Annotated in this window: 25 protein-coding genes; 11 read left to right on the top strand and 14 right to left on the bottom strand. The window is 68.9% G+C overall.

What is annotated here, in order from left to right; all coding sequences use genetic code 11:
• Positions 1-13 precede the first annotated feature (13 nt).
• A complete protein-coding gene (gene hpaC / locus WS66_RS10625) occupies positions 14-559 on the bottom strand; it encodes a 4-hydroxyphenylacetate 3-monooxygenase, reductase component (RefSeq protein WP_059601253.1) in 546 nt (181 codons plus the stop codon).
• Positions 560-890: 331 nt separating this feature from the next.
• Here hpaC and WS66_RS10620 point away from each other — a divergent pair, with 331 nt between their 5' ends.
• The gene (locus tag WS66_RS10620) at positions 891-1,523 is read left to right on the top strand and encodes a response regulator transcription factor (RefSeq protein ID WP_059601815.1); all 633 of its coding nucleotides are present in this window, start codon (positions 891-893) and stop codon (positions 1,521-1,523) included.
• A 33-nt stretch (positions 1,524-1,556) separates the two neighbouring features.
• On the opposite strand, the gene WS66_RS10615 is transcribed toward WS66_RS10620, so the two are convergent.
• The 5 genes from WS66_RS10615 to WS66_RS10595 all read right to left on the bottom strand — a co-directional run bounded on the left by WS66_RS10615 (position 1,557) and on the right by WS66_RS10595 (position 5,690).
• Positions 1,557-2,300 (bottom strand): SDR family NAD(P)-dependent oxidoreductase, encoded by a 744-nt coding sequence (locus WS66_RS10615; RefSeq protein WP_059601256.1) that lies wholly within the window; start codon positions 2,298-2,300, stop codon positions 1,557-1,559.
• Positions 2,301-2,356: 56 nt separating this feature from the next.
• Positions 2,357-3,481, bottom strand: a complete 1,125-nt coding sequence (locus WS66_RS10610) for an amidase (RefSeq protein ID WP_059601258.1) — start codon at positions 3,479-3,481, stop codon at positions 2,357-2,359.
• A 32-nt stretch (positions 3,482-3,513) separates the two neighbouring features.
• Positions 3,514-4,047 (bottom strand): nuclear transport factor 2 family protein, encoded by a 534-nt coding sequence (locus tag WS66_RS10605; protein WP_059601260.1) that lies wholly within the window; start codon positions 4,045-4,047, stop codon positions 3,514-3,516.
• Between the two features lie 8 nt (positions 4,048-4,055).
• Positions 4,056-4,433 carry a hypothetical protein gene (locus WS66_RS10600; protein ID WP_059601262.1) on the bottom strand — a complete coding sequence of 126 codons (378 nt, stop codon included), beginning with the start codon at positions 4,431-4,433 and terminating at the stop codon, positions 4,056-4,058.
• A gap of 63 nt (positions 4,434-4,496) precedes the next feature.
• Positions 4,497-5,690, bottom strand: coding sequence for an acyl-CoA dehydrogenase family protein (locus tag WS66_RS10595; RefSeq protein ID WP_059601265.1), 1,194 nt, complete (start codon positions 5,688-5,690; stop codon positions 4,497-4,499).
• 140 nt (positions 5,691-5,830) lie between these two features.
• Here WS66_RS10595 and WS66_RS10590 point away from each other — a divergent pair, with 140 nt between their 5' ends.
• A complete protein-coding gene (locus WS66_RS10590) occupies positions 5,831-7,384 on the top strand; it encodes an ATP-binding protein (RefSeq protein WP_059601266.1) in 1,554 nt (517 codons plus the stop codon).
• 62 nt (positions 7,385-7,446) lie between these two features.
• Here WS66_RS10590 and WS66_RS10585 read toward each other — a convergent pair whose 3' ends face one another.
• The 3 genes from WS66_RS10585 to WS66_RS10575 form a co-directional block, all read right to left on the bottom strand.
• Positions 7,447-7,833: a tautomerase family protein gene (locus tag WS66_RS10585; RefSeq protein ID WP_059601269.1), complete on the bottom strand. Its 387-nt coding sequence runs from the start codon at positions 7,831-7,833 to the stop codon at positions 7,447-7,449.
• Positions 7,834-7,898: 65 nt separating this feature from the next.
• The gene (locus WS66_RS10580; RefSeq protein WP_059601272.1) at positions 7,899-8,402 is read right to left on the bottom strand and encodes an aromatic-ring-hydroxylating dioxygenase subunit beta; all 504 of its coding nucleotides are present in this window, start codon (positions 8,400-8,402) and stop codon (positions 7,899-7,901) included.
• A complete protein-coding gene (locus tag WS66_RS10575) occupies positions 8,399-9,682 on the bottom strand; it encodes an aromatic ring-hydroxylating oxygenase subunit alpha (protein ID WP_059601275.1) in 1,284 nt (427 codons plus the stop codon). Before WS66_RS10575 ends, WS66_RS10580 begins: the two co-directional genes overlap by 4 nt.
• Before the next feature lie 324 nt (positions 9,683-10,006).
• Between WS66_RS10575 and WS66_RS10570 the strand changes: the two genes are divergently transcribed.
• The 6 genes from WS66_RS10570 to WS66_RS10545 all read left to right on the top strand — a co-directional run bounded on the left by WS66_RS10570 (position 10,007) and on the right by WS66_RS10545 (position 15,856).
• A complete protein-coding gene (locus WS66_RS10570) occupies positions 10,007-11,341 on the top strand; it encodes an MFS transporter (RefSeq protein ID WP_059601277.1) in 1,335 nt (444 codons plus the stop codon).
• 49 nt (positions 11,342-11,390) lie between these two features.
• On the top strand, positions 11,391-12,584 hold the full coding sequence (locus WS66_RS10565) for an acyl-CoA dehydrogenase family protein (protein ID WP_082728915.1): 1,194 nt from the start codon (positions 11,391-11,393) through the stop codon (positions 12,582-12,584).
• Positions 12,585-12,621: 37 nt separating this feature from the next.
• On the top strand, positions 12,622-13,149 hold the full coding sequence (locus WS66_RS10560) for a flavin reductase (RefSeq protein ID WP_059601279.1): 528 nt from the start codon (positions 12,622-12,624) through the stop codon (positions 13,147-13,149).
• 3 nt (positions 13,150-13,152) lie between these two features.
• The gene (locus WS66_RS10555) at positions 13,153-13,863 is read left to right on the top strand and encodes a hypothetical protein (RefSeq protein ID WP_059601281.1); all 711 of its coding nucleotides are present in this window, start codon (positions 13,153-13,155) and stop codon (positions 13,861-13,863) included.
• A gap of 67 nt (positions 13,864-13,930) precedes the next feature.
• The gene (locus tag WS66_RS10550; protein ID WP_059601283.1) at positions 13,931-14,851 is read left to right on the top strand and encodes a LysR family transcriptional regulator; all 921 of its coding nucleotides are present in this window, start codon (positions 13,931-13,933) and stop codon (positions 14,849-14,851) included.
• Between the two features lie 87 nt (positions 14,852-14,938).
• On the top strand, positions 14,939-15,856 hold the full coding sequence (locus WS66_RS10545; RefSeq protein WP_059601285.1) for a LysR family transcriptional regulator: 918 nt from the start codon (positions 14,939-14,941) through the stop codon (positions 15,854-15,856).
• A gap of 53 nt (positions 15,857-15,909) precedes the next feature.
• On the opposite strand, the gene WS66_RS10540 is transcribed toward WS66_RS10545, so the two are convergent.
• Positions 15,910-16,893 (bottom strand): PDR/VanB family oxidoreductase, encoded by a 984-nt coding sequence (locus WS66_RS10540; protein ID WP_059601287.1) that lies wholly within the window; start codon positions 16,891-16,893, stop codon positions 15,910-15,912.
• A 159-nt stretch (positions 16,894-17,052) separates the two neighbouring features.
• On the bottom strand, positions 17,053-18,450 hold the full coding sequence (locus WS66_RS10535; RefSeq protein ID WP_059601289.1) for a spinster family MFS transporter: 1,398 nt from the start codon (positions 18,448-18,450) through the stop codon (positions 17,053-17,055).
• A 410-nt stretch (positions 18,451-18,860) separates the two neighbouring features.
• Between WS66_RS10535 and WS66_RS10530 the strand changes: the two genes are divergently transcribed.
• Positions 18,861-19,991: a porin gene (locus WS66_RS10530; protein ID WP_059601291.1), complete on the top strand. Its 1,131-nt coding sequence runs from the start codon at positions 18,861-18,863 to the stop codon at positions 19,989-19,991.
• A 32-nt stretch (positions 19,992-20,023) separates the two neighbouring features.
• Here the strand turns inward: WS66_RS10530 and WS66_RS10525 are convergent, their stop codons facing one another.
• Positions 20,024-21,055, bottom strand: coding sequence for a LysR family transcriptional regulator (locus tag WS66_RS10525; protein WP_059601293.1), 1,032 nt, complete (start codon positions 21,053-21,055; stop codon positions 20,024-20,026).
• Positions 21,052-22,026, bottom strand: coding sequence for an AraC family transcriptional regulator (locus WS66_RS10520; protein ID WP_059601295.1), 975 nt, complete (start codon positions 22,024-22,026; stop codon positions 21,052-21,054). The genes WS66_RS10525 and WS66_RS10520 overlap by 4 nt, the downstream gene beginning before the upstream one ends.
• A gap of 149 nt (positions 22,027-22,175) precedes the next feature.
• Here WS66_RS10520 and WS66_RS10515 point away from each other — a divergent pair, with 149 nt between their 5' ends.
• Together WS66_RS10515 and WS66_RS10510 are read left to right on the top strand one after the other, a co-directional pair.
• On the top strand, positions 22,176-23,282 hold the full coding sequence (locus tag WS66_RS10515) for an NAD/NADP-dependent octopine/nopaline dehydrogenase family protein (protein WP_059601298.1): 1,107 nt from the start codon (positions 22,176-22,178) through the stop codon (positions 23,280-23,282).
• The gene (locus WS66_RS10510) at positions 23,279-24,289 is read left to right on the top strand and encodes a 3-hydroxybutyryl-CoA dehydrogenase (protein ID WP_059601300.1); all 1,011 of its coding nucleotides are present in this window, start codon (positions 23,279-23,281) and stop codon (positions 24,287-24,289) included. The genes WS66_RS10515 and WS66_RS10510 overlap by 4 nt, the downstream gene beginning before the upstream one ends.
• Before the next feature lie 134 nt (positions 24,290-24,423).
• On the opposite strand, the gene WS66_RS10505 is transcribed toward WS66_RS10510, so the two are convergent.
• Positions 24,424-25,761 (bottom strand): MFS transporter, encoded by a 1,338-nt coding sequence (locus WS66_RS10505; protein WP_059601302.1) that lies wholly within the window; start codon positions 25,759-25,761, stop codon positions 24,424-24,426.
• Positions 25,762-25,875 lie beyond the last annotated feature (114 nt).

The following is a 25,875-nucleotide window of genomic DNA, read 5'->3' as shown; positions in this document are numbered from 1 at the left end:
GTTACCCCGACCGTTACCGCACGCAGGCGGTACGCGATACGCGATGGAACGCGCGGCTGAAGTAGATGAGGCTGTCGCCGTCGTTGCGCACGCGAATCGACGTCGCCTCGATGAACATCACCGAATGCGAGCCGACTTCCTTCATGTCGGCGATCGTGCCTTGCAGGCTCGCGAGCGCATCGCGCAGCACGGGCACATCCTGCTCGCCGCGATCCCACACCGGCAGCTCGAAGCGGCGCTCCATCGGCAACTCGGTGAGTCCTGCGAAATGCCGCGCGAGCAGTTCGTGCTCGGCCGGCAGCACGTTGATGCACACATGACGATTGCGCTCGAAGGTCGCATGCATCGCGCTCGACCGGTTCAGGCACACGAGCAGCGTCGGCGGCGCGTCGGTGACGGAACAGACGGCGCTCGCCGTGATCCCGCAGCGGCCGTGCGGCCCCGCGGTGGTGATCACGTTGACGGCCGCGCCGAGGTGGGCCATCGCTTGCCGGAAGGCCTGTTGCGCGGCGGTGGGTTCGGCGCGCGCCGGTTGCGGGGTATCGGTCGGTGCTGACATGGGCGCTCCTGGGTGAATGAGGTGGCGATCGTGCGAGCCGTCGATGCGGCATCGAATCGTCGACGATGCAGCAAGCGTACGCCGCAAAAAGGCCGGCGAACATTCGCACGAGTGACGATGAAGATGGCGTTCCCGCCAACGCATCTAAAGGTTCTACCTAGATGCGCGGCACGGCGCGCGGAAAAAAGTGCGATGGAGCATCGATGCGGCACGTGAAGGGGTATTCAGCGCATTTTCTGCTCGTTATGATGTGCCGCACACCCCGACGAACGACGCCTGCCTCACCCGCGGCGCGTGCGATGCCGATACCGATATCTTGCGAGACACCCCGATGACGTCACCCGCTCCGATCGTATACATCGTCGACGACGACAGCGGCATGCGGACGTCGCTCGCCTGGCTGCTCGAGTCGGTCGGCATCGCGTCCGAAGGCTTCGCGAATGCCGCCGATTTTCTCGCGCGCTTCGACGTGAACCTGGTCGCGTGCCTGGTGCTCGACGTGCGGATGCCGGAGAAAAGCGGTTTCGACGTCCAGGCGGAACTGAACGCGCGCGGCGCGACGCTGCCGGTGATCTTCGTGAGCGGACACGGCGATATCCCGATGTCCGTGCGCGCCCTGCAGAACGGCGCGATCGATTTCGTCGAGAAGCCGTACAACTCGCAGCAGATGCTCGAGCGCGTGCAGCGCGCGTTGCGGCTCGCGCAGCAGCGGCACGCGGTCGGCCAGCGGCACCGCGGGCTGCGCCAGCGGCTCGACGCGCTGACCGCACGCGAGAAGGAGGTGCTGCGCGGCGTCGTCGACGGCAAGGGCAGCAAGCAGATCGCGTCGGATCTGTCGATCAGCGTGAAGACCGTCGACGTGCATCGCGCGAGCATCAAGGAGAAGCTCGGTGCGACGTCGATCGCCGCGCTGGTGCGCGACGTGATGGTCGTGTGGGGGGACGACGGCGACACGCCGCGCTAGATGCACGAATGCGCGCCGTCGCGCGCGCCGCGTTCAACGCATGTATAACCCGCCGTTGATGTCCCAGCACGCGCCGTTCGCGAAATGCGCGTCGCCCGACGCGAGCAGCACCGCCGCATCCGCGACGAAACCGGCCGATCCGAGCTTGCCGCCCGGCAGGCTCGCGAGCACCTGCCGCAGCTTTTCCGGCGCGACGCTTTCGTAGACGATCGGCAGGTCGAGCGGGCCCGGCGAGATCGCGTTGACGGTCACGCCCTGCGCGGCGAGGTCGCGCGCGAACACCTTGGTCAGCGTCAGCGTGCCGCCTTTCGCGGCCGCATAGTGCGCGCCCGTCGCCGAGCCGCCGTTCTGCCCGGCGAGCGACGCGATGTTGACGATGCGGCCCGCGCTGCGTGTCGCGAAGTAGTGGCCGAACACCTGGCAGCCGAACAGCACGCTGCGCAGGTTCACGTCGATCACCTGGTCGAACTGCTCGGCCGTGATCTCCATCGCGGGCACGACCTTCGATGCGCCGGCATTGTTGACGAGCACGTCGATTGCACCCCAGCGCGCGACGAGCGCATCGCGCGCGGCTTCGAAATCGCGTTTCGACGTGACGTCGAGCGGCAGCGCGATCGCGCGTTCGCCGCTCGGGTCGATTTCGCGCGCGTGCGCATCAATGGCGTCGGCGGCGATGTCGGCCAGCGCGACGCGATAGCCGGCCGCGAGGAAGCGTTCGGCGATGACGGCGCCGAGCCCGCGCGCGGCGCCGGTGACGAGGACGACTCGGTCTGACATGGTGCGTGATTCCCTGGTTCGCGGGCGCGTGGCCGAAGCGGCACCCGCATCGTGGTTCATGCGGCAAGCGCCGTTTCGAAGTGTGCCGCAATCGCGCACACCTGTTCGTCCGCGCCCTTGCGCCCGACGATCTGCAACCCGGCCTTCAGCGGTGTTCCGGCGAGCGGCAGCGGCAGGCTGAGCGCCGGATGGCCGCTCAGGTTGAACGGCCGGATCAGCGACGACATCGCGATGACCGATACGCCCTCGCGCGCCTGTTGAAGCGTGATCGGCAACGCGGGCAGCGTCGGCAGCACCAGCACGTCCGCGCGTTCGAGCGCGGCATCGACCTGAGCGGTGAAGCGTGCGCGTACGGCTTCGGCTTGCACGAGCGCGGCCGGTGTCGTCTGCGCGGCCATGCGCAGCCGCGCATCGAGATCCGCGCCGAGCTTGCCGGTGTCGACGAGATGCCCGAATGCGCGCGACGTTTCCGCGTTGATGACGGCGAGCCCCGCGGCGAACGCGGCAGGCAGTTCGTCGAGCGCGACATCGTGCGTGCGCAGGCCCGATGCGCGCACCGCCGCATCGAGCGCGGCGGCGATGGCCGGATCGGCATCGGCGATCACGTGCGCGATCGTGCAACCGGCAACGGGCGCTGTCGCGCGCGTCGGATCGAAGCCCGGTGCAATGGCGGCCATCACGGCTGCGAGCGTGTGGACGTCGCGCGCGAACGGTCCGACGCAATCGAGCGTGGTGTCGGCGGGTGCGACGCCGCGCCGCGACACGCGGCCGAACGTCGGCTTCAACCCGACCACGCCGCAGCAGGCGGCCGGCCCGCGAATCGAGCCGCCGGTGTCGGTGCCGAGCGCGGCGTCGACGACACCGAGCCCGACGAGCGACGCCGATCCGCTCGACGAGCCGCCGGGAATGCGCGTCGGGTCCTGCGGATTGACCGGCGTGCCGGTGGTGTCGTTGATGCCGGTCATGCCGAACGCGAGCTCGTGCATGTTCGCCTTGCCGGCGATCTGCCAGCCGGCGTCGAGCAGCAGGCGGACCACGTCCGCGTGCTGCGCGGCGGGCGGCGCGTCGGCGAGTGCGCGGCTGGCCGCGCGGGTCGGATGGCCTGCGATGTCGATCGTGTCCTTGATCGCGATCGTCGGACCCGGGCCGCCCAGCGTGAAGGTAGCGATGAAGCCTGTCATGGTGCGATGGCGTGGGAGCGGAGTGAAAGGGTTCAGGATTGCGGCGCGGCGGCGAGTGGCCACGGGCCGTCGAGTACGCGCTCGGTGCGGAAATGGCGGATCAGCCAGGTCGCGCCGCCTCCGGCCGGCGCGAAGTCGACGCTCAGCCGCGCGGCGATCAGCTCCGCCGTGCCGTCCGCGTAGCGCGACGCCTGCAGCATGATCCAGCGGCCCCGTGCGCTCGCATGGTCGGCGCCGACGTCGATCGACTCCGACGTCAGGAAATGCAGGTTCGCCGCGAAATGCGGATCGGGCGGCAGATAGCGACGCAGCATCGCGACGATCGCATCCGTGCCTTCTAGGCGGCCGAACTTGCGCGCGTACTGCGGGCCGATGCCTTCCCACACCGCGTCGGCCGTGAACAGCGCAGCGAGCGCCGGGCCGTGGCCGGCGTCCTCGGGCACGTCGCACAGCGCCATGTAGCGCGTGATCGTCGCGCGCACCGCGCGTTCGGCGTCGAGCGCCGCCACGCGCCGTTCAAGCGCTTCGAGCGCCGCGATCGAGCGCGAAGAATCGGGGCCGGTCATCGCGCGCCTCACGCTGCGGGTGTCGCGGCCGGCGGCACGGTCAGCGCGCGGCCGACCCGCGCCTCGATCTTGCCATAGCGCCACAGGTTGTATTCGCCGACCGGCGTCGTGCGGTACAGGTTGCAGACCGCGACCGTCGTGTCGAAGTCGGCGACGTCGGCCATGATGTAGAACGTCCACGGCGCGCCGTCGGCCTGGCCGACCACGAGGCGGTCGTCATCCATCACGCCGAGCACGCGCACGCCGGGCATCGCCTCGACGGCGGCGAGCATCGCGCCATACGCTTGCCACACTTCGCCGATCTTCTCGCGCGGCAGGTCAAAGAAGTTTTGCGACACGCCGCAGCAGAACAGCACGCGCAGCGGCAGCGGATTCGAATCGGACATGACAGGTTCTCCTGAAGAATGCGTTGAGCGGCGTTCAAGCGAATCGATGCGAATCGACGCGGATTACAGATAGCCGGGAAACGGCGTGACGCCGGTGAACACCGCGCCCGCGCCGTCGAAGTTGCCTTCGCCGAGAAACGCGTGCTGCGTGACGACCATCGCGTCGCGCAAGAGGCGCTGCAGTGGATGCGTGCGATAGATCGCGGCCGTGCCGCCGAGGCGGTACGCGCGCTCGACGACGCTCGCGCCTTCGCGTGCGATATGCGTGGCGGCGAGTCTCAGCAGGCTGACCTGCTCGGGCGTGACCGGGTTGCCGGCCAGAATCGATTGCCAGACCGAGTCGGTCGCGTCGTAGAAGAACGCGCGCGCCGAGCGCAGCTGTGCCTCGGCCTTCGCGAGTTCGATGCGGAAATACGCGCGATCGGCGAGGCGCGGCGCGCCGGTGGTCGTCTGGCGGCCGCCCGACATGCGGTTCGCGACGTCGAGCGCCGCGCGGGCCAGCCCGAGGTTGACCACGGCGAGCACCTGCGCCGCATACGCGACGGTCGGATAGCGGTACAGCGGCTCGTCGACGGTCGCCTCGCCGCCGCGCACGAAGGTCCACGCTTCGGGCACGAAGCGGTCGTCGACGCGCAGGTCGTGGCTGCCCGTGCCCTGCATGCCGACCACGCTCCAGTTCTCGACGATCTCGACTTCGGTGGCACGGAACACGGCCGTGCGGGGCCTGTTCGGCGCGGCATCCTGCGCGCCGGGCACCGCGATGCCGACGCCGAGCCAGTCGGCGCCCTTGCAGCCGCTCGCGAACTTCCACGTGCCCGTTACGCGCCAGCCGCCGGGTGCCGCCTGCGCCGGCTGCACGGGGAACAGCCCGCCCGCGAACACCTGGTCGGGGCCGCTCGCGTACAGCTCGGCCTGCGTGGCGAGCGGCAGCGCGGCGAGATAGGCGTTGGCCGAGCCGAAGCTCGCGACCCACGCGGCCGACCCGTCGGCGGTCGCGATCCGCTCGATCATGCCGAGGAACGCGGTGGGCGCGAGCGCATCGCCGCCGAAGCGGCGCGGCGTGCCCGCGCGATAGATGCCGGCCTCCTTGAACAGCGCGATCACGTCGCGCGGCACATGCGACAGGCGGTCGAACTCGTCGCGGCGCGCGGCGACGGTCTCGATCACCGCGTCGAGCGGCGACATACGTGCGGCCGCTTCGCGGACCGCATGCGGCGAGGGGGGCGCGGCGTCGATGGCGAGGGCGGCGTTGGGCATGGCTGTCTCCTGGGGATGGGGTTCGATTGCGGGGATGGATACGGCATGGACCTAGTCTAGAAACGCCGAAAACACGCAGCAATTGGTGCGTAGGGCTGCGTGACTGGTGTCGCTCCGTGCCGGACTAAAGAAATCTTCAGATGCGGGCCGCGCACGCCGGTGCTATGTTGGACATCCGGCCGCGCGACGCCGCGTGCCTTCATCCGGATCCGATCATGAGTTTTCCAGACGAAGACGATTTCCACCGGCTGCTCGACGCATTGACCACCTGCGTGCTGCTGCACGACGCGCATACCAAGGCGATCGTGTGGGCGAATCGCGCCGCGTGCATCGCGCTCGGCTTTTCCGTCGAGGAACTGCTGCCGCTGAAGGCGCCGGACATGACGCGTCCCGAACCGAAATACCAGCGCGAGATCGCCGTGAGTGCGTGGGATCGCGCGCTCGTCGACGGGCCGCAGGTGTACGAGTGGTGTTACCGCTCGCGCACGGGCGTCGACATGCTGTCGGAGGCGACCGCCACTTACGTGCCGCTGCGCGGTCGCGACGTCGTGATGGTGCAGTTCCGCGACATCAGCGCGGAAGAAGCGGTGCGCCAGCAACTGCGCCGCTACGAAGCACGGCTGCGCGAGTTCATGCAGGACCTCGATGAAGGGATCGCGGTCGTGACGCCGCACGGCGGCGTGCAGTTCATCAGCGAGTCGGGCCGCCGCGTGCTCGGGCTCGCACCGGACGAAGCGCTCGGCGAGGTGCTCGACTATTGCAGCGCGGCCGACCGCGACCGGCTCGTCGCGCAGCTGCGCGATGCGCCGTCCGCATACCCGTCCGAGCCGCAGCGTTACCGGATCGTGCGGCGCGACGGCTCGGCGTGCTGGCTGCGCATCCAGTGCCGGCAGGTCGAGATCGAAGGCGATCTCGACGGGCTGCTCGTGCAGTTTCGCGACGTGAGCGACGAAGTGGCGATCGAGGATGCGCGGCGCGCGCAAGCGCGGATGCTCGAATACGCGAGCCGCTACAACGCGATGGGCGAGATGGCGAGCGTGATCGCGCACGAGCTGAGCCAGCCGCTCGCGGCCGTGCGCAACTTCATCGAGGGCGCGGTGCAGCGGCTGAACGCGCGCGGGGCCGTCGACGACGCGATCTGGGGCCTGCGCAGCGCGGACCGGCAGGCCGAGCATGCGGCGCTGATCATCAAGAGCGTGCGCGAGTTCATCGTGAAGCGCGAGCCGGTCGTCGCGCTCGCCGATTTGCGCGAGATCCTCGCTGACGTCGCGTATTTCATCGAGCTGCGCGCGAAGGAGGCGGGCGTGACGGTGACGATCGTGCAGGCCGATGTGCCGCTGCCGATCCGCTGCGAGCGCGTGCTGATCGGGCAGGTGATGCTCAACCTCGCCTTCAACGCGATCGAGGCGTTCGCCGGCTGCGAGCGCGCACCGTGCATGCTGACGCTCGGCACCGCGAACGTCGACGGGCACGCCGAGCTGCGCGCGATCGACAACGGACCCGGTATCGCCGAAGGTGCGCACGATCGGCTGTTCGACGGCTTCTCGTCGTCGAAGGCCGGCGGCAACGGGATCGGGCTGTCGCTGTGCAAGAGCATCGTCACGCGCCACGGCGGGCGCATCGGCGCGAGCCCGGCCGAAGGCGGTGGGCTCGACTGCCGCGTGACGCTGCCGCTCGCCGGAGCGCACGCGTAGCCGCTGCGCTGCATCGCGTGCATCACATGCGTCACGGCAGGGCAGCGACGCGCGGCACACGGTCAGCGCCCCAGCGCCCGCGCGGTCTGTCCGCCGATCCCGAAATCGGTGTTCGGGATGTCCTTGATCATCACGCGCGTTGCCTGCAACGGCGCATCGAGCACGTTCGCGGCAGCGTCGGACAGCGCGGCGATCAGCGCGCGTTTCTGCGCATCGGTGCGGCCGGCGATCAGGATCGCGACGATCACCGGCAGCGACGGCGGCGCGCCGTCGGCGGCCGTGCGCCCGCCGAGGCCGATATGCGTCGCGGGCAATTCGGTGAGCAACACGCGCACCGATTCGATCGGCGCGCTTGTCGCGTCGACGGTCGCGCTGCTGAGCCGCGCAATCAGCTCGGCCTTGCAGGCGTCGTCGTGGCCGGCCGGCAGGAAAACTTCGAGTGTGGGCATGGTCGTCCGGAAAGGTGAAGGTGACCGGTTCACCGTTGCGGATTCGGCGGTGAACCGGCGGCGGCTTACAGCAGGAAGCCGATCGCGCTGAGCGCTTCGGTCGAGTCGATCAGGCGCACGACCTTCTCCGCGATCCGCATCTCGCCGTCCGCATCGACATGCAGCTTGTGCGTGACATTGGCCGCGAACAGCGTCGCGACGCCACGCTTGTATGCGACGACAACCTGCGCGGATTTCAGCTCGACGGTGTCGGCGCTGCCGCTTTCCAGCGTGAAGCGCGACACGGTGCGCACCGTGCGCGCCGCGTCGGACGCCGACGCCGAATAGCCGGACAGCATCCGCTGCACGCGCTTCTCGCGCATGTCGTGGTCGTCGAACACGTAGTTCAGCGTCGCCGCGAAGTCGGTCGCATCGGGATCGATCGGCACCACGTAATCGCCGGCCGGATCCCACAGGTCGAGCCATGCGCGATAGTCGCGACGGTCGAGCATCTCGGCTTCGCGCCACACGAATTCGACCGCGCGGGCGAAGGTCTGCTCGGAAAAAAGGGCGTTGCGGTCATCCATCACTGTTGCTCCATCATTTTTCGCCATTGCTGGTAGGCCTCGCGCATGCCCGTCTCGTCGGTGGCATGCGCGGTCTTTTCGCCGTTCGCGGCGGTTGTCTCGCGGTTCAGCCCGCGGTTCACGAGGATCGGCACGTCGGGGCCCGCATGCGCGCCGCGCTGCACGCGCTCCCAGGCTTCCGCGTCGTCGGGGCTGCCGAAGCCGAACGGGCCCTGGAAGTGCTCGTGGATGCGCAGCCGCTCGCGGTTCGCCTCGTCCGGGCCGCCGTCCATCGCGAGCGCGACGTGGCGGATTTCGGTCTCGTTCGCCGAGATCGGCCGCAGCACGCGGAAGAACGCCATCGATAGCGCGAGGTTCGGAAACAGGTTCAGGTTGAAGCCGACGCCCATCAGCGAGCGCACGATGCGGCGCACTTCGTCCGGCGCGTGGCGCTCGGCGAGCTTCGCCGCGAGCGGCGCGAAGCGCTCGGGCAGCGGCGCGCCGTCGTCTTCGTCGAGATCGATCAGTTCGGGCATGAGCACCGCGAGGCTGTGGCCGTTGCCCAGCGCGCGGCAGAACGCGTCCTCGCTCGTCATGAAACTCGTGATCGCGGCGGCCGTCTCGTCGTCGATCGACTTCATCCACGACTTGTGCACGACGGGGAAGTGATAGAGGTCCGTCGTGTTCTCGAGCTGGATCTTCCAATTGCCCTTGAACCTGAACTTGTGCTCGCCGTTCGCCTTGATCGGGTAGCCGGCACCCTGCTTCATGAACAGGTCGATCCACGGTTTGGCGCCGCCGAGGAAATCCTCGAGCGGTTCGATGGCGTCGTTGAAGCTCGCGAAGATCAGCCCCTGGTACACGCCGACGCGCAGCTTCACGAGCGGCAGGTCGCCCTTCTCGCACACGCCGTCGTAGCCGTCGCCATACGGCAGCGCGCGCAGCGTGCCGTCGAGCGCGTACGACCAGCTGTGATACGGGCACGTGAAGCCTTTCGCGTTGCCCTTGTGCGATTCGCACACGGTCGCGCCGCGATGGCGGCAGCGATTCTGCAGCACGTTGATCGCGCCGGTCTTGTCGCGCACGACGATCACCGGCTGGCGGCCGATCGTCGTCGTGATGAAGTCGCCCGGGTTCGGCAGCTCGCTTTCGTGCGCAACCCAGATCCAGGTGCGGTAGAAGATGCGGTCGAGCTCGGCTTCGAACAGCGCGGGGTCGTGATACATCGCGGGTGCGATGCGGTCGGGCTGCGCGAAGCCGTGCAGCGCGCGGGTGTCGATCGTCTGGTAGGAAATGTCGCTCATCGTCGTCGTGGGGAAAGAGTCGCGAGGAAGTGCGCGTCCGGTCGGGCGGACCTCGCACGGATAACGGGACCAGTTTCGTCGCCGCGTTTTCATCCGTCAAATTGATCTAAAAAAGGCGATCAAATAAGCGCGATGGATAATTAGACGGGCGACTCGCGGCACGGCATGCCCATGCATGCGATTCATGTTCATCATTTTTGGCGGGAATTTGACCGTATTCCGCTGCGCTCTTATCGTGATTCGGACGCAGTGAACAGATTCGATCGCGGACCTGCCGCCCGATGCGGGACAGGCAGGACAACTGAACTTATCCCCCAACACACCATGAACTCACCAGCGCCCCTGTCAGCGGTTTCGTTGCCCGTTTCCCGCAGCACGAGTTCGGTCCGACGCGCGGTCGCGACCGCCGTGCTCGGGCAGGCACTCGAATGGTACGACTTCTTCCTGTACGGGACGGCCGCCGCGCTGCTGTTCGGCAAGCTGTTCTTTCCGGTCGGCAGCGATCCGCTGACCGGCACGATCGCGGCGTTCGGCGGCTTCACGGTCGGCTTCGTCGCGCGTCCGATCGGCGGGCTGCTGTGCGGGCACATCGGCGATCGCTACGGGCGCAAGACCGTGATGATGCTGACGATGTTGACGATGGGCGCGGCGACGGTCGGTATGGGGCTGTTGCCGACCTATCGCGAGATCGGCGTCGCCGCGCCGGTCGCGCTGGTATTGCTGCGCGTGCTGCAGGGGCTCGCCGCCGGCGGCGAGTGGAGCGGCAGCATCCTGCTGATCCACGAGAACGCGCCGGCCGACCGGCGCGGTGCGCTCGCCGCATGGAGCCCGTGCGGCGCGGCGTTCGGCTTCGTGCTGTCGACTGCCGCGTTCCTGCTCGTGCAGCAGCTGCCGGCAGCCGACGTCGAGCGCTGGGGCTGGCGCATCCCGTTCCTCGCGAGCATCGTGCTCGTCGGGTTCGGCCTGTGGATGCGCCGCTCGATCGGCGAGAGCGCGGAATTCGCCGATGCGCGGTCGACACGGAAGTCCAGCGCGACGCCGCTCGTCGACGTGCTGCGCGAATGCCCGCGCGAAGTGCTGACCGTGTTCGGGCTGCGGTTCGGCGAAGGCGCGGTGTCGTACCTGTTCTTCGCGTTCTCGCTCGCGTACGGCAAGTTCATCGGTCTCGATGCATCGTGGCTACTGAGCGGGCTCGTGATCTCGATGCTGCTGATGATTCCCGTGACGCTGCTCGCGGGCCGCCTGACCGACCGGATCGGCCGCAAGCCCGTCTACTTGCTCGGCGCCGTCGCCGTAGTGCTGATCGCGTATCCGTACTTCACGTTGCTGCAGTCGGGCCGCTTCTCGCACGTGATCGTCGCCCTGCTCCTGGCCAACAGCATCGCGATCGGCATTCTCGAAGGTGCGCAGCCGGCGTTCATCAGCGAACTGCTGCCGGTGCACCTGCGGTTCTCGGGGCTCGGAATCGGTCGCGAGATCGCGTCGGTGCTCGGCGGCGGGCTGTCGCCGGCGATCGCGACCGCGCTGCTCGCGCACTACCGCAGCGCGACGCCGATCGTCATCTATCTCGTGCTGCTCGGCGCAATCACGGTCGTCGCAACCTGCATCGCACCGGAAACCCATCCGAAGGCGATGCGCGATGCTGCCCGATCGCGCTGACCGGCGCACCGTCTTTCCTCCATACCTTTCGCCTTTTCAGGACATCACCATGCAAGCTCATTCCGCCATCCGTGCCGTCGTGCCCGACGTGCCCGTGCCGCCGCAACCGGCCGACCGGTCACCTTTGCCTCTCGATACGGTGATCGCCGAGGTCGAACGCCGGCGCGACGAATTCGACCGGCTGTCGCACGTGCCGCGCGACGTGATCGCGATGATGAAACGCGCGAGCATCTTCCGCGCCGGCACGCCGGCGCGCTTCGGCGGCGACGCGCTGCCGCCGCACGTATTTCTCGCGATGCTCGAACGGATCGCGATCGCCGACGGTTCGGCCGCGTGGGTCGCGGCATTCGGCTCGGCCAACACGTATCTCGCCGCGCTGCCGCTCGACACGCAGCGCGCGATCTACGCGGACGGCCCCGACCAGGTGTTCGCGGGCGGGCTTTACCCGCTGCAGCCGGCCCGGCCCGCACCGGGCGGCTACCGCGTGACGGGCCGCTGGCGCTTCGCGAGCGGCTGCAAGGGGGCGGACTGGATCGGTGTCGGCATCGGCGGTGCGCCGGCCGACGGCGGCGCGCCGGGCAAGCCGTTCACGGCCGTGTTTCGCGCCGAGGACGTCGAGATCGTCGAGAACTGGCACGTGGTCGGCATGCAGGGCACCGGCAGTCACGACCTGGCGCTGAACGACCGGTTCGTCGACGCAGCCTGGACGTTCGTGCGCGGCGGCGAGCCGACCGTCGACGAACCGCTGTACCGCTATCCGGCGGTCGCGTACCAGGCGCAGGTGCATGCGGCCGTGAACGTCGGCATCGCGCGCGCCGCGCTGGACCTGCTCACCGCGATGTCGGGCGCGACGAAGACGACCACCGGCGCGCCGCGCCTCGCCGATCGTCCGTATTACCGCGAAGGGCTTGCGAAGGCCGAGGCCGACTGGCGCAGTGCGCGGGCGTTTTTCTACGAGACGGCGGAAGCCGCGTGGGCGTCGCTGGCCGCTGGCCGGCCCGTATCGCCGCAGCAGGCGAACCTGCTGCGCCTGAGCGCGACGCATGCCGCGCAGGTGTGCGCGAAGGTCGTGATGCAGGCCTACCAGCTTGCCGGCACGGCCGCGATCTATCGCGAGAACCGGCTGCAGCAGCTGGTGCGCGATTCGATCGTGGTCACGCAGCACGCGTTTCTCGGCGAGGCGACCTACGACGGCTCCGGCGCCGTGTTTGCCGGCATCGTACCCGTTACGCCGTACCCGTGATCGGCACCACGCCGATTGTTCGCAGCAGGAGCACAAGATGAACGAAGCAACGATCCAATGCGACGTCCGCCAGGATTTTCGCGAGGCGATGTCGCGCCTGCCGGCCGGCGTCAATGTCGTCACCACCGACGGTGCGCACGGCCGCTGGGGCATCACCGCGAGCGCGGTCTGCTCGGTGACCGATATGCCTCCGACGATGCTGGTGTGCATCAACCGCGGCAGCCGCGCGCACGACATCATGCGCGGCAACGGGCGCGTCGCGATCAACCTGTTGCCGTCCGCGTGCCAGGAGGTCGCGAGGACGTTCGCCGGCATGACGCCGGCGCCGGGCGATACGCGCTTCGACGACACGCGCTGGCTGGACGGCAAAACCGGCGTGCCGGTGCTGGCCGATGCGAACGTCAGCCTCGAAGGGCGCATCATCGACAGCAAGTCGGTCGGTTCGCATTCGGTGATGTTCGTCGAGGTCGATCACATCGCGCTGCATGCGGCGGCCGACGGGCTGATCTACTTCGGCCGCGCGTTCCACCGGCTCGCGCATCCGCTGGCCGCGCAGGCGGGGTGACGGATGGAAGTCTGCCTGTTCCTGATCGTCGAACATGGCGCCGATGCCGCCGCCGACGTGCCGCTGGCCGGCATCGGCGATGCCGTGGCGGCGTTGCGCGCCGCGCCCGGGCTCGAGCGGCTGGTCGTCCATCGGCCCGTCGCATTGGCCGCCGACCGCGCCGACCCCGTGGCGCGGCCGCCATCGCCCGCATGCGTGCTGCAAGGCTATTTCGCCGAGCTCGACGCGCTCGAAGCGACGCTTGCGCCGACGGGCGCCGCATACGCCTGCATGGTGCGATGGCAGGCGGCAGCTTGGCGCGTCGCGCAGCAGGCGATGGCCGTGCGCCGGATTCAGGTGGCGGGCCCGGGTGTGGGCCCGGGCGCGCGAAGCTGTACCTTCCTCGTCAGCTATGAAGGCGAGGCCGAGGATCCGAACGCGTGGCTGTCGCATTACCTCGATCGTCATCCGCCGCTGATGGCGCAATTGCCGGGCATCCGCGCGATCGAGATCTACACGCGCGTCGATTACCGGAGCGCGCTGCCGGCGCCGCGTGCGCACGCGATGCAACGCAACAAGGTCGTGTTCGACGATGCCGATGCACTGGCGCACGCGCTGGCGTCGCCGGTCCGCCTGCTGATGCGCAGCGATTTCGATGCGCTGCCGCCGTTTTCGGGCGCGACGCCGCATTTCCCGATGGCGAGCGAAAGTTTTGAGATAACATCGGCCGAGTAGTCTGCGCCGCGTCGCGCGACCGCTTGCCGGTCGTGCCGACGCGCCCCCGCCGCGGCTTGCGAGCGCCATGACCAAATCCCATCCGGTCGTCACCGACCTCAACCTGTTGCGGGTGTTCCTCGCGATTTCGGAGCTGCGCAGCCTCACCGCGGCCGGCGAGCGGCTCGGGCTCACACAGCCGGCCGTCAGCCACGCGCTGCGGCGCTTGCGCAATCTCTTCGACGATCCGCTGTTCGTGCGCACGCCGGCCGGCATGGCGCCGACCGACGTGGCGCGCCAGCTGCACGGCCCGCTGACGCGGGCATTCGGAATCATCGATCTCGCGGTGCAACAGGTCGCGCATTTCGATCCGGCCACGGCCAGCCGCACGTTCCGCCTCTCGATGTCCGACATGTCGGAGTTCTATTTCCTGCCGCCGCTGCTCGCGAAGCTCGCGGAAGTCGCGCCGGGCATTCACGTCGAGATCGCGAGCGCGGCGGTCGAGGCGGTCGGCGCCGCGATGCGCAGCGGCGAGATCGATCTCGCGCTCGGCTACGTGCCCGACCCGGGCCCCGGCTGCGTGAGCGAGACGCTGTTCTCGGACGAGCACGTATGCATGGTTCGAGCAGGCCATCCGCTGCGCAAGCGCGCGCCGACGCAGGAAGACCTGACCGCGCTGCGCTACGTCTACGCGAGCAGCAACGCGACCGGCCACCGCATGGTCGAAAAGTGGCTCGACGAGCTGCACGTCGAGCGCACCGTCGTGCTGCGGTTGCCACATTTCATCGTCGCGCCGGAGATCGTTCAGCACACCGATCTGGCGATCATCTTTCCGCGCAGCGTCGCCGAGCGTTTCAATCGCGGCCGCGCGTTCCGGATCTTTCCGCTGCCGTTCGTGCTGCCGCCGATCGAGATCCAGATGCACACGCACGTGCAGTTCGCGGCGGACCCCGGCATCGCATGGCTGCGCGGTGTCATCCACGAGATGTTCCATCGGCCGGGAGCCTGACAGCGAATTCTCGCCGCCCGCGTAATAATCCGCTTCACTGATTTAGAATGCGTTCACGCATCAATTGGACGAATAGTGGAGGCGGTCATGACATCGGTCGATCATCTCGATCTGAATCTGCTGCGCGTATTCCAGGCGATCGTCGAGGAGCGCAGCCTGACGAAGGCCGGCGAGCGGCTCGCGCTGTCGCAGCCGGCCGTCAGCTATTCGCTCGGCCGGTTGCGTACGCTGTTCGACGATCCGCTGTTCGTGCGCACGCGCGCGGGCATGCAGCCGACGCCGGTCGCGCTCGAACTCGCGGGCATCGTCGGCAAGGCGCTCGACATGGTGCGTGTGGCGCTGCGCTACGCGGAGCGCTTCGATCCGGCGACCAGCACGCGCACGTTCCGGCTGTCGCTGTCGGACGCGGGCGAGATGGCGTACCTGCCGGCGATCTGCCAGGCGCTGCGCGAGCGTGCACCGCGCGTGACGCTGAGCGTGCAGCCGCTGCCGGTGGAGGAGATCGAGGAAGCGTTGCGCGCGAGCCGGCTGGATTTCGCGATCGGCAACCTGCCGGAGCTGATGCCGCGCACTCGTCACCAGGTGCTGTTCGAGGAGACCTACGTTTGCATGACGGGCCGTCGGCGCGGGCTGCCAGGTGGCGCCGCGCTGAGCCTCGACCAGTTCGTGCGCGCCGCGCACGTCAACGTGAAATCGGTCGAGCACAGCCATCACGCGCTCGACGACGCATTGCGCGCGCAGGGCGTGGGCCGCAACATCGCGCTCGAAGTGCCGCATTTCGTCGCGCTGCCGAGCGTGCTGTCGGTCACCGATCTCTATGCGACGCTGCCGAAGCGGCTCGCGCAGATCCTGAACCGCGATAACGCGTTCCGGCTGTACGACCTGCCCGTCACGCTGCCGCCCGCGCCGGTGACGATGCACTGGCACGAGCATTTCCACGAAGACGAGGGCAACGCGTGGATGCGTGCGCTGCTCGCCGAGATAGTCGAGCGGTTCGACGCGTGACGGCTGCGCGGCGCGTGCGCGCCCGCATGTCGGTTCATCCATGCATCAAGGCATCAGAGATCGAGGACGAGCACCGCCGATCGCGCACGCGACACGCAGCAGCAGATCACCGTATTGCTCGCGCGCTCGGCCTTGCTGAGGCAGTGGTCGCGATGATCGGGCTCGCCGTCGAGCACCGGCACCATGCAGGTGCCGCACACGCCTTCGCCGCATGACGTATCGACCTCGATGCCGATCCGCGCGAGTGCGTCGACGATCGACGTGTCGGGTGTGACGCGTACCGACTGCCCGCTGCGCTGCAGGCGCACTTCGAAGCCGTGTGCGGGGCCGGCGCCGGCATGGTCCGCACCGACGGCGGCCGGTTCGGCAGCGAAGCGTTCGAGATGAATCGAATCGTCGGGCAAGCGCGTCGCGGCTGCCGCGACGACTGCATCCATGAACGGCCCCGGGCCGCACGTATAGACGTGTGCGTGCGCATCGACCGATTCGACGCAGCGGCCCAGTTCGGCCGCGAGCGCATCGGGCTCGATGCCGTAGTGAAACGTCACGTGCGACGCGAACGGTTCGGCCGACAGTTCTTCGACGAATGCCGCGTGCTCGCGGCTGCGTGCGAAGTAATGCAACCGGTAACGCGTGCCGCGCTTGTGCAGCGCATAGGCCATCGACAGCAGCGGCGTGATACCGATGCCGGCCGCGATCAGCACGTGCTCGCTTGAGTCATCCGTCAGACGAAACAGGTTGCGCGGCGCGCCGATCGACAGCTCGGCGCCGACGGTCACGTCGTCGTGCAGCGAACGCGAGCCGCCGCGCGACTGCGCTTCCTTCTTCACCGCGAACAGGTAGCTGCCGCGCTCGTCGGGGTTGCCGCACAGCGAGTACTGCCGCGTGATGCCGGACGGCGCGGTGACGTCGATATGGGCGCCTGGTTCGTATGCGTCGAACGGCTGGCCGTCGACGCGCGAAACCCGGAAACAGCGGATGTCCTGCGCCGCGTCGATCAGCGCGTCGATCCGGACTTGGTGGCGGTTCGCTTGCATGGGTAAATCCGTGGGGGAGGAGGAACACGCGGCGCGGCAGACACCGCGCCGTCATGCGATCGAGAATAGGGAGAGGCATCGCATAAATCAAATCGATTAAAAAGCAATGCCTGAATCAGTGAAATGGATGATGGCCAGGCGACCGATTGCGCTCGATGTTCAGCGGGCGGCGATCGCGTTGGCAGCCTCGGCCGCCTGCGGCGCGGCTGCCGATGCATGGCCGCGTTCGCCGTCGAGGCTGCGGCGATAGTGCCGGCACCCGGCTGCCAGCAGCAGCGCGGCGAGCGTGGCCGCCGCTACGTTGACGATCGACATCGAATGGCCGACCGCGGCCGGCGCGCCGAATACGCGATCGGTAAACAGCGCGACCACGGTCGTGCCGATGCCGAGCGCGATCAGGTTCGACACGAGCAGGAACAGCGCGGAGATCTGCGCACGCATCTGGTTCGGCGCGAGCGCCTGCATCGCGGCGGTCGACGTCGGCATCGGAAACGACGCGAAGAACATCGCGACGACGAGCATCGCGAGCGACGCCTGCAGGCTGTCGAGCTGCGTGAACAGCGTCGCGGGAATCGCCATGCATGCGGCACCGATCGCGCCGGCACGCATCGGCGCATCGGTGCGGCCGCGCCGCAGCAGCCAGTCGTTGAGCCAGCCGCCGCAGAACACGCCGGCCGTATTCGCGACGAGCAGCACGATGCCGAGCGTGTAGCCGGCTTCGACGGCCGTCATGCCGAAGCGGCGGATATAGAACGCGGGCGTCCAGCTCAGCAGGCAGTACAGCGTCATCGCGTAGAACGAAAAGCCGAGGTAATGGCACGCGAAGGTTGTGCGATGCGTGCCGACGAAGCGCAGCGAGTCGCGCATGGACACGCGTCGCACGGCGCCCGAGCGATCCTGCGCGAGCCCCTTGCGCTGCGGGTCGCGCACGGTGGCCGCGAACAGCAGCGCGACGAGAATCCCCGGCAGCCCGACGATCAGGAACGTGACCTGCCACGCATGCACCTGCCCGACGACCGGCAGCGTGAACGCGCTCGCGTGCTTGAGCAGCGCGATCACGTAGCCGCCGATCAGGAACGCGACGCCGCCGCCGATGAACGAGCCGAGCGAATACACGGCGATCGCGCGGCCGAGCCGCTCCTTCGGGAAATAGTCGGCGAGCATCGAATACGCGCCGGGCGACAGCGCGGCCTCGCCGACGCCGACGCCCATCCGCGCGACGAACATCTGCACGAAGTGCTGGCTGAACCCGCAAGCGGCGGTCGCGACGCTCCACAGCGCGATGCCGAGCGAGATGATGCGCGGACGCGCGTAGCGGTCGGCGAGATACGCGACGGGCAACCCCATCACCGCGTAGAACAGCGAGAACGCGAACCCGTTGAGCAGGCTGAACTGCGTGTCGGTGAGATGCAGGTCGCGCTTGATCGGTTCGATCATCAGGACGAGCACCTGGCGATCGACGAACGAAAAGACATACGCGAGCATGCAGATGACGACGACATACCATTCGTACGTATAGCGCTTGCCGTCGGCAGCGCGGGCCGTGGGTGCAGACATGCGGATTCTCCAGGAGCGGGCGGTGGAAAAGCGCGGCGCCGGCCTCGCGGGCCGGGTGCCGTCGCGGCGCGAAAGCGTGCGGGTGACACGATTGGAGAGGCAGCGTAGTCGGCCAAATTCGGCCGCCATAGCCGGAGTGACAGCCGCGCCACACTGACATCTACCGACCCGGATAAAGAAAACACCGAGGCCGTGCGCACGGGGCGCCGCGCAGCGCGCGTGCGGCGGGGCGCGTGCGCATCATGCGGCACATCTATAAGCGTTATAGAGCGGATTGCGTCGACGTCCGAAATTGTCGTTCCTAGACTCGGCCCGTTTTTGATCGGCAGCGTTGGCCCTTCGCGGCGAATGCGCTTCACATCAAGCGGCGCGATGCCGACAGGCGCCGCAATCTCTACGGGACGACCAAGATGAACCATCCGAACGGGCGAGCCGACCGGCTTGCCGCACCGCTTGCCATGCTGGCTGCCGCGCTGCTTGCATGCGTATCGCTGCCGGTGGTCGCACAATCGAGCGTGACGCTCTACGGCCGCGTCGATACCGCGATCGAGTACGCGAACGCCGGGCCGAACCACGTGGCACGCATGGGCAGCGGCAACCTGTGGGCATCGCAGTGGGGATTGAAGGGTGTCGAGGACCTCGGCGGCGGCTACGCGACGATCTTCAAGCTCGAGGACGGCTTCAACGCGGCGAGTGGCGCATTGTCGAACAGCAGCGCGCTGTTCGGCCGCGAGGCCTGGGTCGGCATCACGGGGCCGTTCGGTGGCGTGCAGCTCGGCGAGCTCTACACGATCGTGCATACCACGCTCGTCACGTACAGCCTGCCTGGCCTCGGCGCGGGCCTCGCATGGGGCAACGCGACGAACAACTTCGTCGGACCCGCATTCCTGCGCGTGCGCAATGCGATGCGCTACACGTCGCCGCGTTATGCGGGCTTCATGCTGCGCGCGATGGCCGCGCGCGGCACCAACGGCGCGGCCGGCCGGCCGGCATCGCTCGGCGATACGTACGGCGCGGGCCTCAACTACGTGCGCGGCGGGTTGTCGGTCGACGTCGACTACATGCAGCAGAAGTTCAGCCCGGTCGCCGCACCCGCGCTCGGCGACACGAGCCCGGCCGCGAACGGCAACTACACGGTCGGCGCGATCTCGTACGACTTCGACGTCGTGAAGGTCGCCGCGCTGTACATGCGGCATCGCGGCGGCCCGGACGTCGCGGCCGCGATCGACAGCCAGAGCGCGTATCCGCACAGCGACACGATGGAACTCAGCGCGACGGTGCCGATCGGGCGCGCGTCGCTGCTGCTGAGCATCGGCCACTACCGGAAGGTGGCCGACAGCGATGGCAACGCCGATTCGTACGGCATCCGCTTCGACTATCCGTTGTCGAAACGCACGGTGCTGTACGCGGGTGCCGCGATGGTGCGCAACGGCGCACATGCGCGCTTCGTCGTGAACGGCGCGGCGGGCGGCGGCGTCGCGGTCGCCAAGCCCGGCGCGACCGCCAGCTCGATCGTCGCGGGCATCCTCACGTCGTTCTGACCGCCGACGGTTGGCCCTGTCCGCCTGCGCCGCTACGCGCAGGCGGGCGGTTGCGGCGCGAGCCACGCATCGAACGGCGCCTGCCGGCCGATATCGAACAACTCCAGCAGCAGCGCACGCAGCCACCGATGGCCCGGGTCCGCATCGAAGCGCCGGTGCCAGTACGCATTGACCGCCCACTCGCCGGCACCGGCGATCTCGTACAGTGCGCACGGCTGCCGCGCGGCGAACGTGATCGCGATCGTTTCCGGCAGGATCAGCGCATAGTCGCCCTGTTCGAGCAACGCAGGCACCACCATGAAGTCGGGGAGCGCCGCACGCACGCGCGGCATCAGTCCGTGCCGCACGAGCAATTGCATCGACTGCGGATGCGCGGACACCGCGACGAAGCGCAGCGTGTCCGGCGCGTCGCCGTCGAGCACGAAATCGTCGGGCAGCGCGACGCGCTGCGCGGTGCGGCGCGGCATCAGCAGCACGCAGCGCTCGTGCAGCAGCGCGGTGCGCTGGAAGTGGCTCGACGCGTCCGCGAAATGTCCGAGCGCGAAATCGATGCGGCCCGATTCGAGCGCGACGTTGAGCTGGCATTCGTCGACGTGCAACGTCTCGATCACCGCGCCCGGCGCGCGCCGGTCGAATTCCGCGAGCAGCGTCGGCAGGAACGCGCTCGCCGCGAAGTCGCTCATGTGCAGCCGGAACACGCGCTGCGTGCTGTCTGGCGCGAACCGCGAGCCTTCGTCGAGCACGTCTTGCAGGATCGCGAGGGCCTTGGCGACCGACACGGCGAGCCGTTGCGCGCGCGGGGTCGGCTCGACGCCGGTGCCGGTGCGCACGAACAGCGCGTCGCGAAACATCAGCCGCAACCGCCCGAGCGCGTAGCTGACCGACGGCTGCGTGACGCCGAGCCGCAACGCCGCACGGCCGACATGCCGCTCCGTATAGACCGCGCGAAACGTCTTCAGCAGATTCAGGTCGAGGTCCTGCACGCGCAGGCCGTCGGGCGCGTCCGCGTCGTGCGGCGCGGCTTCATGGCGGGCTGGCGGCCGGCCGGTGGCGGAATGCGTCATCGTGCTTGCCTCGCGGTGACGGAAGGTGCGTGGCCGTAACGCCGCGCGTAGGCCTTCGCGAAATGGCCGAAGCCATGAATGCCGTGCGCGAGCAGCACGTCGGTCACGCTGCGTGCGTCGCCGCGTTCCAGCGCGGCGTGCACCGCGGCCAGCCGGCGCTCGCGCACGTATGCGGCCGGCGTGGTGTTCAGGAACGCGCGAAATGCGTGCTGCAGCGTGCGCGGCGCGACGCCCGCGACGGCTGCCAGCGCGGTGAGCGCGAGCGGGTCCCCCAGATGCGCGTCGACGTGGTCGCATGCGCGGCGCACGTGCGCCGGCAGCGGCGGCGTGCCGCGCGCCAGCGCAGCGCTGTACGAATGCGGCAGGTGCGTGAGCAGCAGCGACATCAGCCAGGCGGTGAGATCGGCGCCGAATGTCGTCGTCGACGCGCCGATGTGCGGCTGTGCGCCGAGCCGGCACAGGTATTCGAAGGTCGGCAGCACGAGCGCGACGCCCGTGCCGTTGCCGCCGGCGGCAAGATCGAACTGCAGCGGCCGCGTGAGCGTCGCGTGCAGCATGTCCCGCAGCTTGCGTTCGAGTGCGCCGCGTTCGAGTCGCAGCACCAGGTTGCGGCAATCGGGACTCGTGCACAGGCGGCTCGCGCGCGCCGGCGACGACACGGTCAGCTGGCCCGGGCCCGCCCGCGCGACGCCATCGCCGGCCCGCAGTTCGCACGCGCCCGACAGCGTCAGCCGGAACAGGAAATGATCGGCATCGTCGCCGAAATCGATGCGCGTTTCGCGGCCGTAGCAGAGTTCGAGCAGCGCGCCGTGCTGCAGCGGCACCTCATACAGCTCCGCATGAAAGGGATCGCGGCCGCGCGCGGCCATCCGGTGCGGCCCGAGCCGGTGCGCGACCGCGCGTTCGACTTCGTCGGGCGCATGCAGCGTGCCGAGCCGGTTCGGTGCATGTCGGGAGAGCGCGATATCCATATGGTGGCCTCGTATTGGATGCGTGAGCGCGGCGGCGTGCGTGTTGTTGCGATTGCGTTGCGCGAACGGGCGTGCCGTTGCGCGTTTCGAAGCGACGCGATATGCGCCACCGCGTAGTCTCGGAACCATTCACTCACCGGGAGACAACGATGAAGGTATGTGTACTGGGCGGAGGCCACGGCTGCCATGCGGCCGCGATCGACCTGTTTGAGAAGGGCCACGACGTGACGTGGTGGCGGCGCGACCGCGAACCGCATGCGCGGCTGCGCGAGCTCGGCGTGTTGCACGTGACCGACTATCGCGGCAAGCGCGCGGTGCCGCTCGGCGACGCGCCTGGCGCGATCCGCCTGACCGACGATCTCGCGGCCGCGCTGCGCGGCGCGCGGCTCGTCGTGGTGCCGCTGCCGGCCGTTTCGCACGACGCGCTCGCCGCGCAGGTCGCGCCGCTGCTCGAGGACGGCCAGGTCGTGTTCCTGCCGCCCGGCACGTTCGGCAGCTTCGTGTTCGCGCGCGCGGCGGCCGACGCCGGCAACCGTGCGCGCGTTGCGTATGCGGAGACGGGCACGCTGCCGTATCTGGTGCGCAAGCACGGTGAGAACGCGGTCGTGATCAGCGCGTATGCGACGCGCCTGCCGACCGGCGTGTTTCCCGCGAACGCGGCCGGCTGGGCGTTCGACGTGCTCCGCGCGGGCTATCCGCCGGTCGAGCCGGTCGAGGATGCGCTGTCGGGCGCGCTGATGAATGCGGGCCCGGTGATCCACCCGCCGCTGATCCTGATGAACGCCGGGCCGCTCGAACACTTCGACGCGTGGGACATCCACAACGAAGGCACGCAACCGTCGATCCGCCGCGTGACGAACGCGCTCGACGCAGAACGCATCGCCGTGCGCGAAGCGCTCGGCTATCGCGCGCCGCATTTCCCGCTCGCGGACCACTATGCGACCGACGGCGACGAATGGATGTACGGGCGCGGCGCGCACGGCAAGCTGACCGACAGCGGCGACTGGCGCGAGAAGATCGATCTGTGCACGCATCGCTACATGCTCGAGGACACCCGGCTCGGGCTGTCGTTCATCGTGTCTTGCGGGCGTTGGGCGAACGTGCCGACGCCCGTTGCGCAGGGGCTGCTGAGCGTCGCGTCGGCGGTGACCGGGCGCGACCTGTATGCGCAAGGCCGTACGCTGGACGGGTTCGGCCTTGCCGCCCTGTCGCGCGATGCGATGCGCGCGCTGCTCGATGCGGGATACGCCGCATGACGCCCGCCACCGACGTGACGCGCGTGCACGTGCTCGGCGCCGGACGCATGGGGCAGGGGATAGCGCTCGTCTTCGCATTCGCGGGCCTCGACGTGACGCTGATCGACTTCAAGCCGCGCGACGCGCAAGGATGGCGTGTGTTCGAGGATCGCACGCGAGGCGAGATCCTGCGGCCGCTGCATGCGCAGGTCGCGCTCGGGCGTATCGACGACACGCAGGCCAGGGCCGTGGTCGCGCGTATCGCACTGGTCGCGCGAGACGGCGCGGCAGACGCCGTGCGCGGCGCCGGCATCGTGTTCGAAGCGCTGCCCGAAGTGCTCGATGCAAAGGTCGACGCGCTGCGCTGGCTGGGCGAGCATGTCGATGCGTGCGCAACGATTGCGTCGACGACGTCGACGTTCGTCGTCACCGAGCTGCAGCGCCATGTTGCACACCCTGAACGGATGCTGAACGCGCACTGGCTGAACCCGGCGTTGCTGATGCCGCTCGTCGAGATCAGCCGCAGCGGCGCGACCGATCAACGGGTCGTCGATGCACTGGCCGCGCTGCTCGAGCGCGTCGGGAAGAAGCCGGTGATCTGCGGGCCGGCGCCGGGCTACATCGTGCCGCGCATCCAGGCGCTCGCGATGAACGAGGCCGTGCGCATGGTGGAAGAGGGTGTCGCGAGCGCCGAGGACATCGACACCGCGATCCGCACCGGCTTCGGCCCGCGCTTCGCGGTGCTCGGGCTGCTCGAGTTCATCGACTGGGGCGGTTGCGACATCCTGTACTACGCGTCGACGTATCTCGCCGGCGAAATCGGCCCGCGCTTTGCGCCGGCCGACAGCGTCGTGCGCAACATGGAAGCCGGGCGCGACGGCGTGCGCACGGGGGCTGGCTTCCACGACTATGCGGACGTCGACGTCGCCGCGTACATGCGGCAGCGGCTTGGCGAGTTCGGGCGCTTGCTCGATCATCTGGGGCTGGCGCCGGTGTTCGACGGCGCGGGGCGGGCATCGGGTATGTAGCCGTCGCGGCAGGGCCGCGTGGGCGCCGGGCGGTGCTGGCAGGGTGGGGATGCCTGCGCCGCACGACGCGCTGCTGCATCGGCCACGGCCGGCTGGCGCACGTGGCCCGACCTGCGTGCGGGCGCGCCGCACGCTCACGCCCCGTCGCCGTGCGAATCGCCGGCCCGCACGACGCGCGTCTCGCGCATCGCGCATAGCGTCACGACCGTCACGAGGCCGAGCGCAACGAGGAACAGCGACACAGGCCACGAAGCCTGGTAGCGCGCGAGCAGCGCGGTCGCGATCAACGGCGACATCCCGCCCGCGAAGATCGACGCGACTTCATGACCGAGCGCGACGCCCGAATAGCGCACCTCGGTGCTGAACAGCTCGCCGACCAGCGCGGGCAGCGTGCCGATCATCGCGCCGTGGCTCACCGCGGTTCCGACCGTCAGCGCGAGCCACACGAGCGGCGTCGCGCGCGTGTCGAGCAGCCAGAAGAACGGGAATGCACACGCGATGAGGCTCAGCGCGCCGATCAGGTACACGGGCTTGCGGCCGATCCGGTCGGACAGGCGGCCCCACGCGAGCATCGCGGCCATCTCGACGACCATCGCGATCATCACGCCGGTCAGCATCACGCCGTTCGGGATGCCGACATATCTGCCGTAGACGAGCGAGAACGCGAGGAAGATGTACGCGCCGCCGTTTTCGGCGACACGGAGCCCCATCGCGAGCAGGATTTCCTTCGGATGGCGGCGGAGGCATTCGACGACCGGTAAATGCGTGTGCGCGCCGCGCTTGCCGGCCTGCTCGTAGTCGCGGCTTTCCGGCAGGTGGCGGCGGATATAGATGCCGATCGCGAAGATCGCGATGCTCGCGAGGAACGGCAGCCGCCAGCCCCAGGTGCGGAACGCGTCGTCGGGCAGTGCCTGTGCGGCGAGAAACGCGGCCGACGACAGCACGAAGCCGCCGCCGACGCCGAGCTGGCTCCACGCCGCGTAGTAGCCGCGCTGCTCGGGCGGTGCGTTCTCGCTGATCATCAGCACACCGCCGCCCCATTCGCCGCCGGACGCGATGCCTTGCAACAGCCGCAGCACGACGAGCGCGGCCGGTGCCCACAGGCCGACCTGCGCGTAGGTCGGCAGCAAGCCGATCGCGAACGTCGACGCGCCCATGATCAGCAGCGTCCACACGAGCGACGCCTTGCGGCCGTAACGGTCGCCGACATGGCCGAACACGATCCCGCCGAGCGGCCGCGCGACGAAGCCGAGCGCGAACGCCGCGAACGCGGCGAGGCTGCCAGCGAGCGGCGACGCGCCCGGTGGAAAGAACACGTGGCCGAACACGAGCGCGGCGGCCGTTCCGTAGACAAAGAAGTCATACCATTCCATCGCGTTGCCGGCGACGGAGGCGATGACGATTCGGCGAAGCTGCCGGTCGGCGAGCGGCCGGGCGGCGCTCGGGGACTGCACGGTGTCGGTCGGGTACATGGCGGACTCTGAAGGGGGCGGGTGCGTGCCGTCTCTGGAACGCATGCGGCACTGCGGGCTAGTGTTGTCGGCGCCGCCGCCCCGGTCAAATCCGCAGAAAAAGGGGAGTGTCAT

The organism is Burkholderia sp. LA-2-3-30-S1-D2 (genome assembly GCF_001523915.2).
GTDB lineage: Bacteria > Pseudomonadota > Gammaproteobacteria > Burkholderiales > Burkholderiaceae > Burkholderia > Burkholderia diffusa.
The sequence above is the reverse complement of the archived record's forward strand: the minus strand, read 5'-3'. Positions and strand labels throughout refer to the sequence as shown.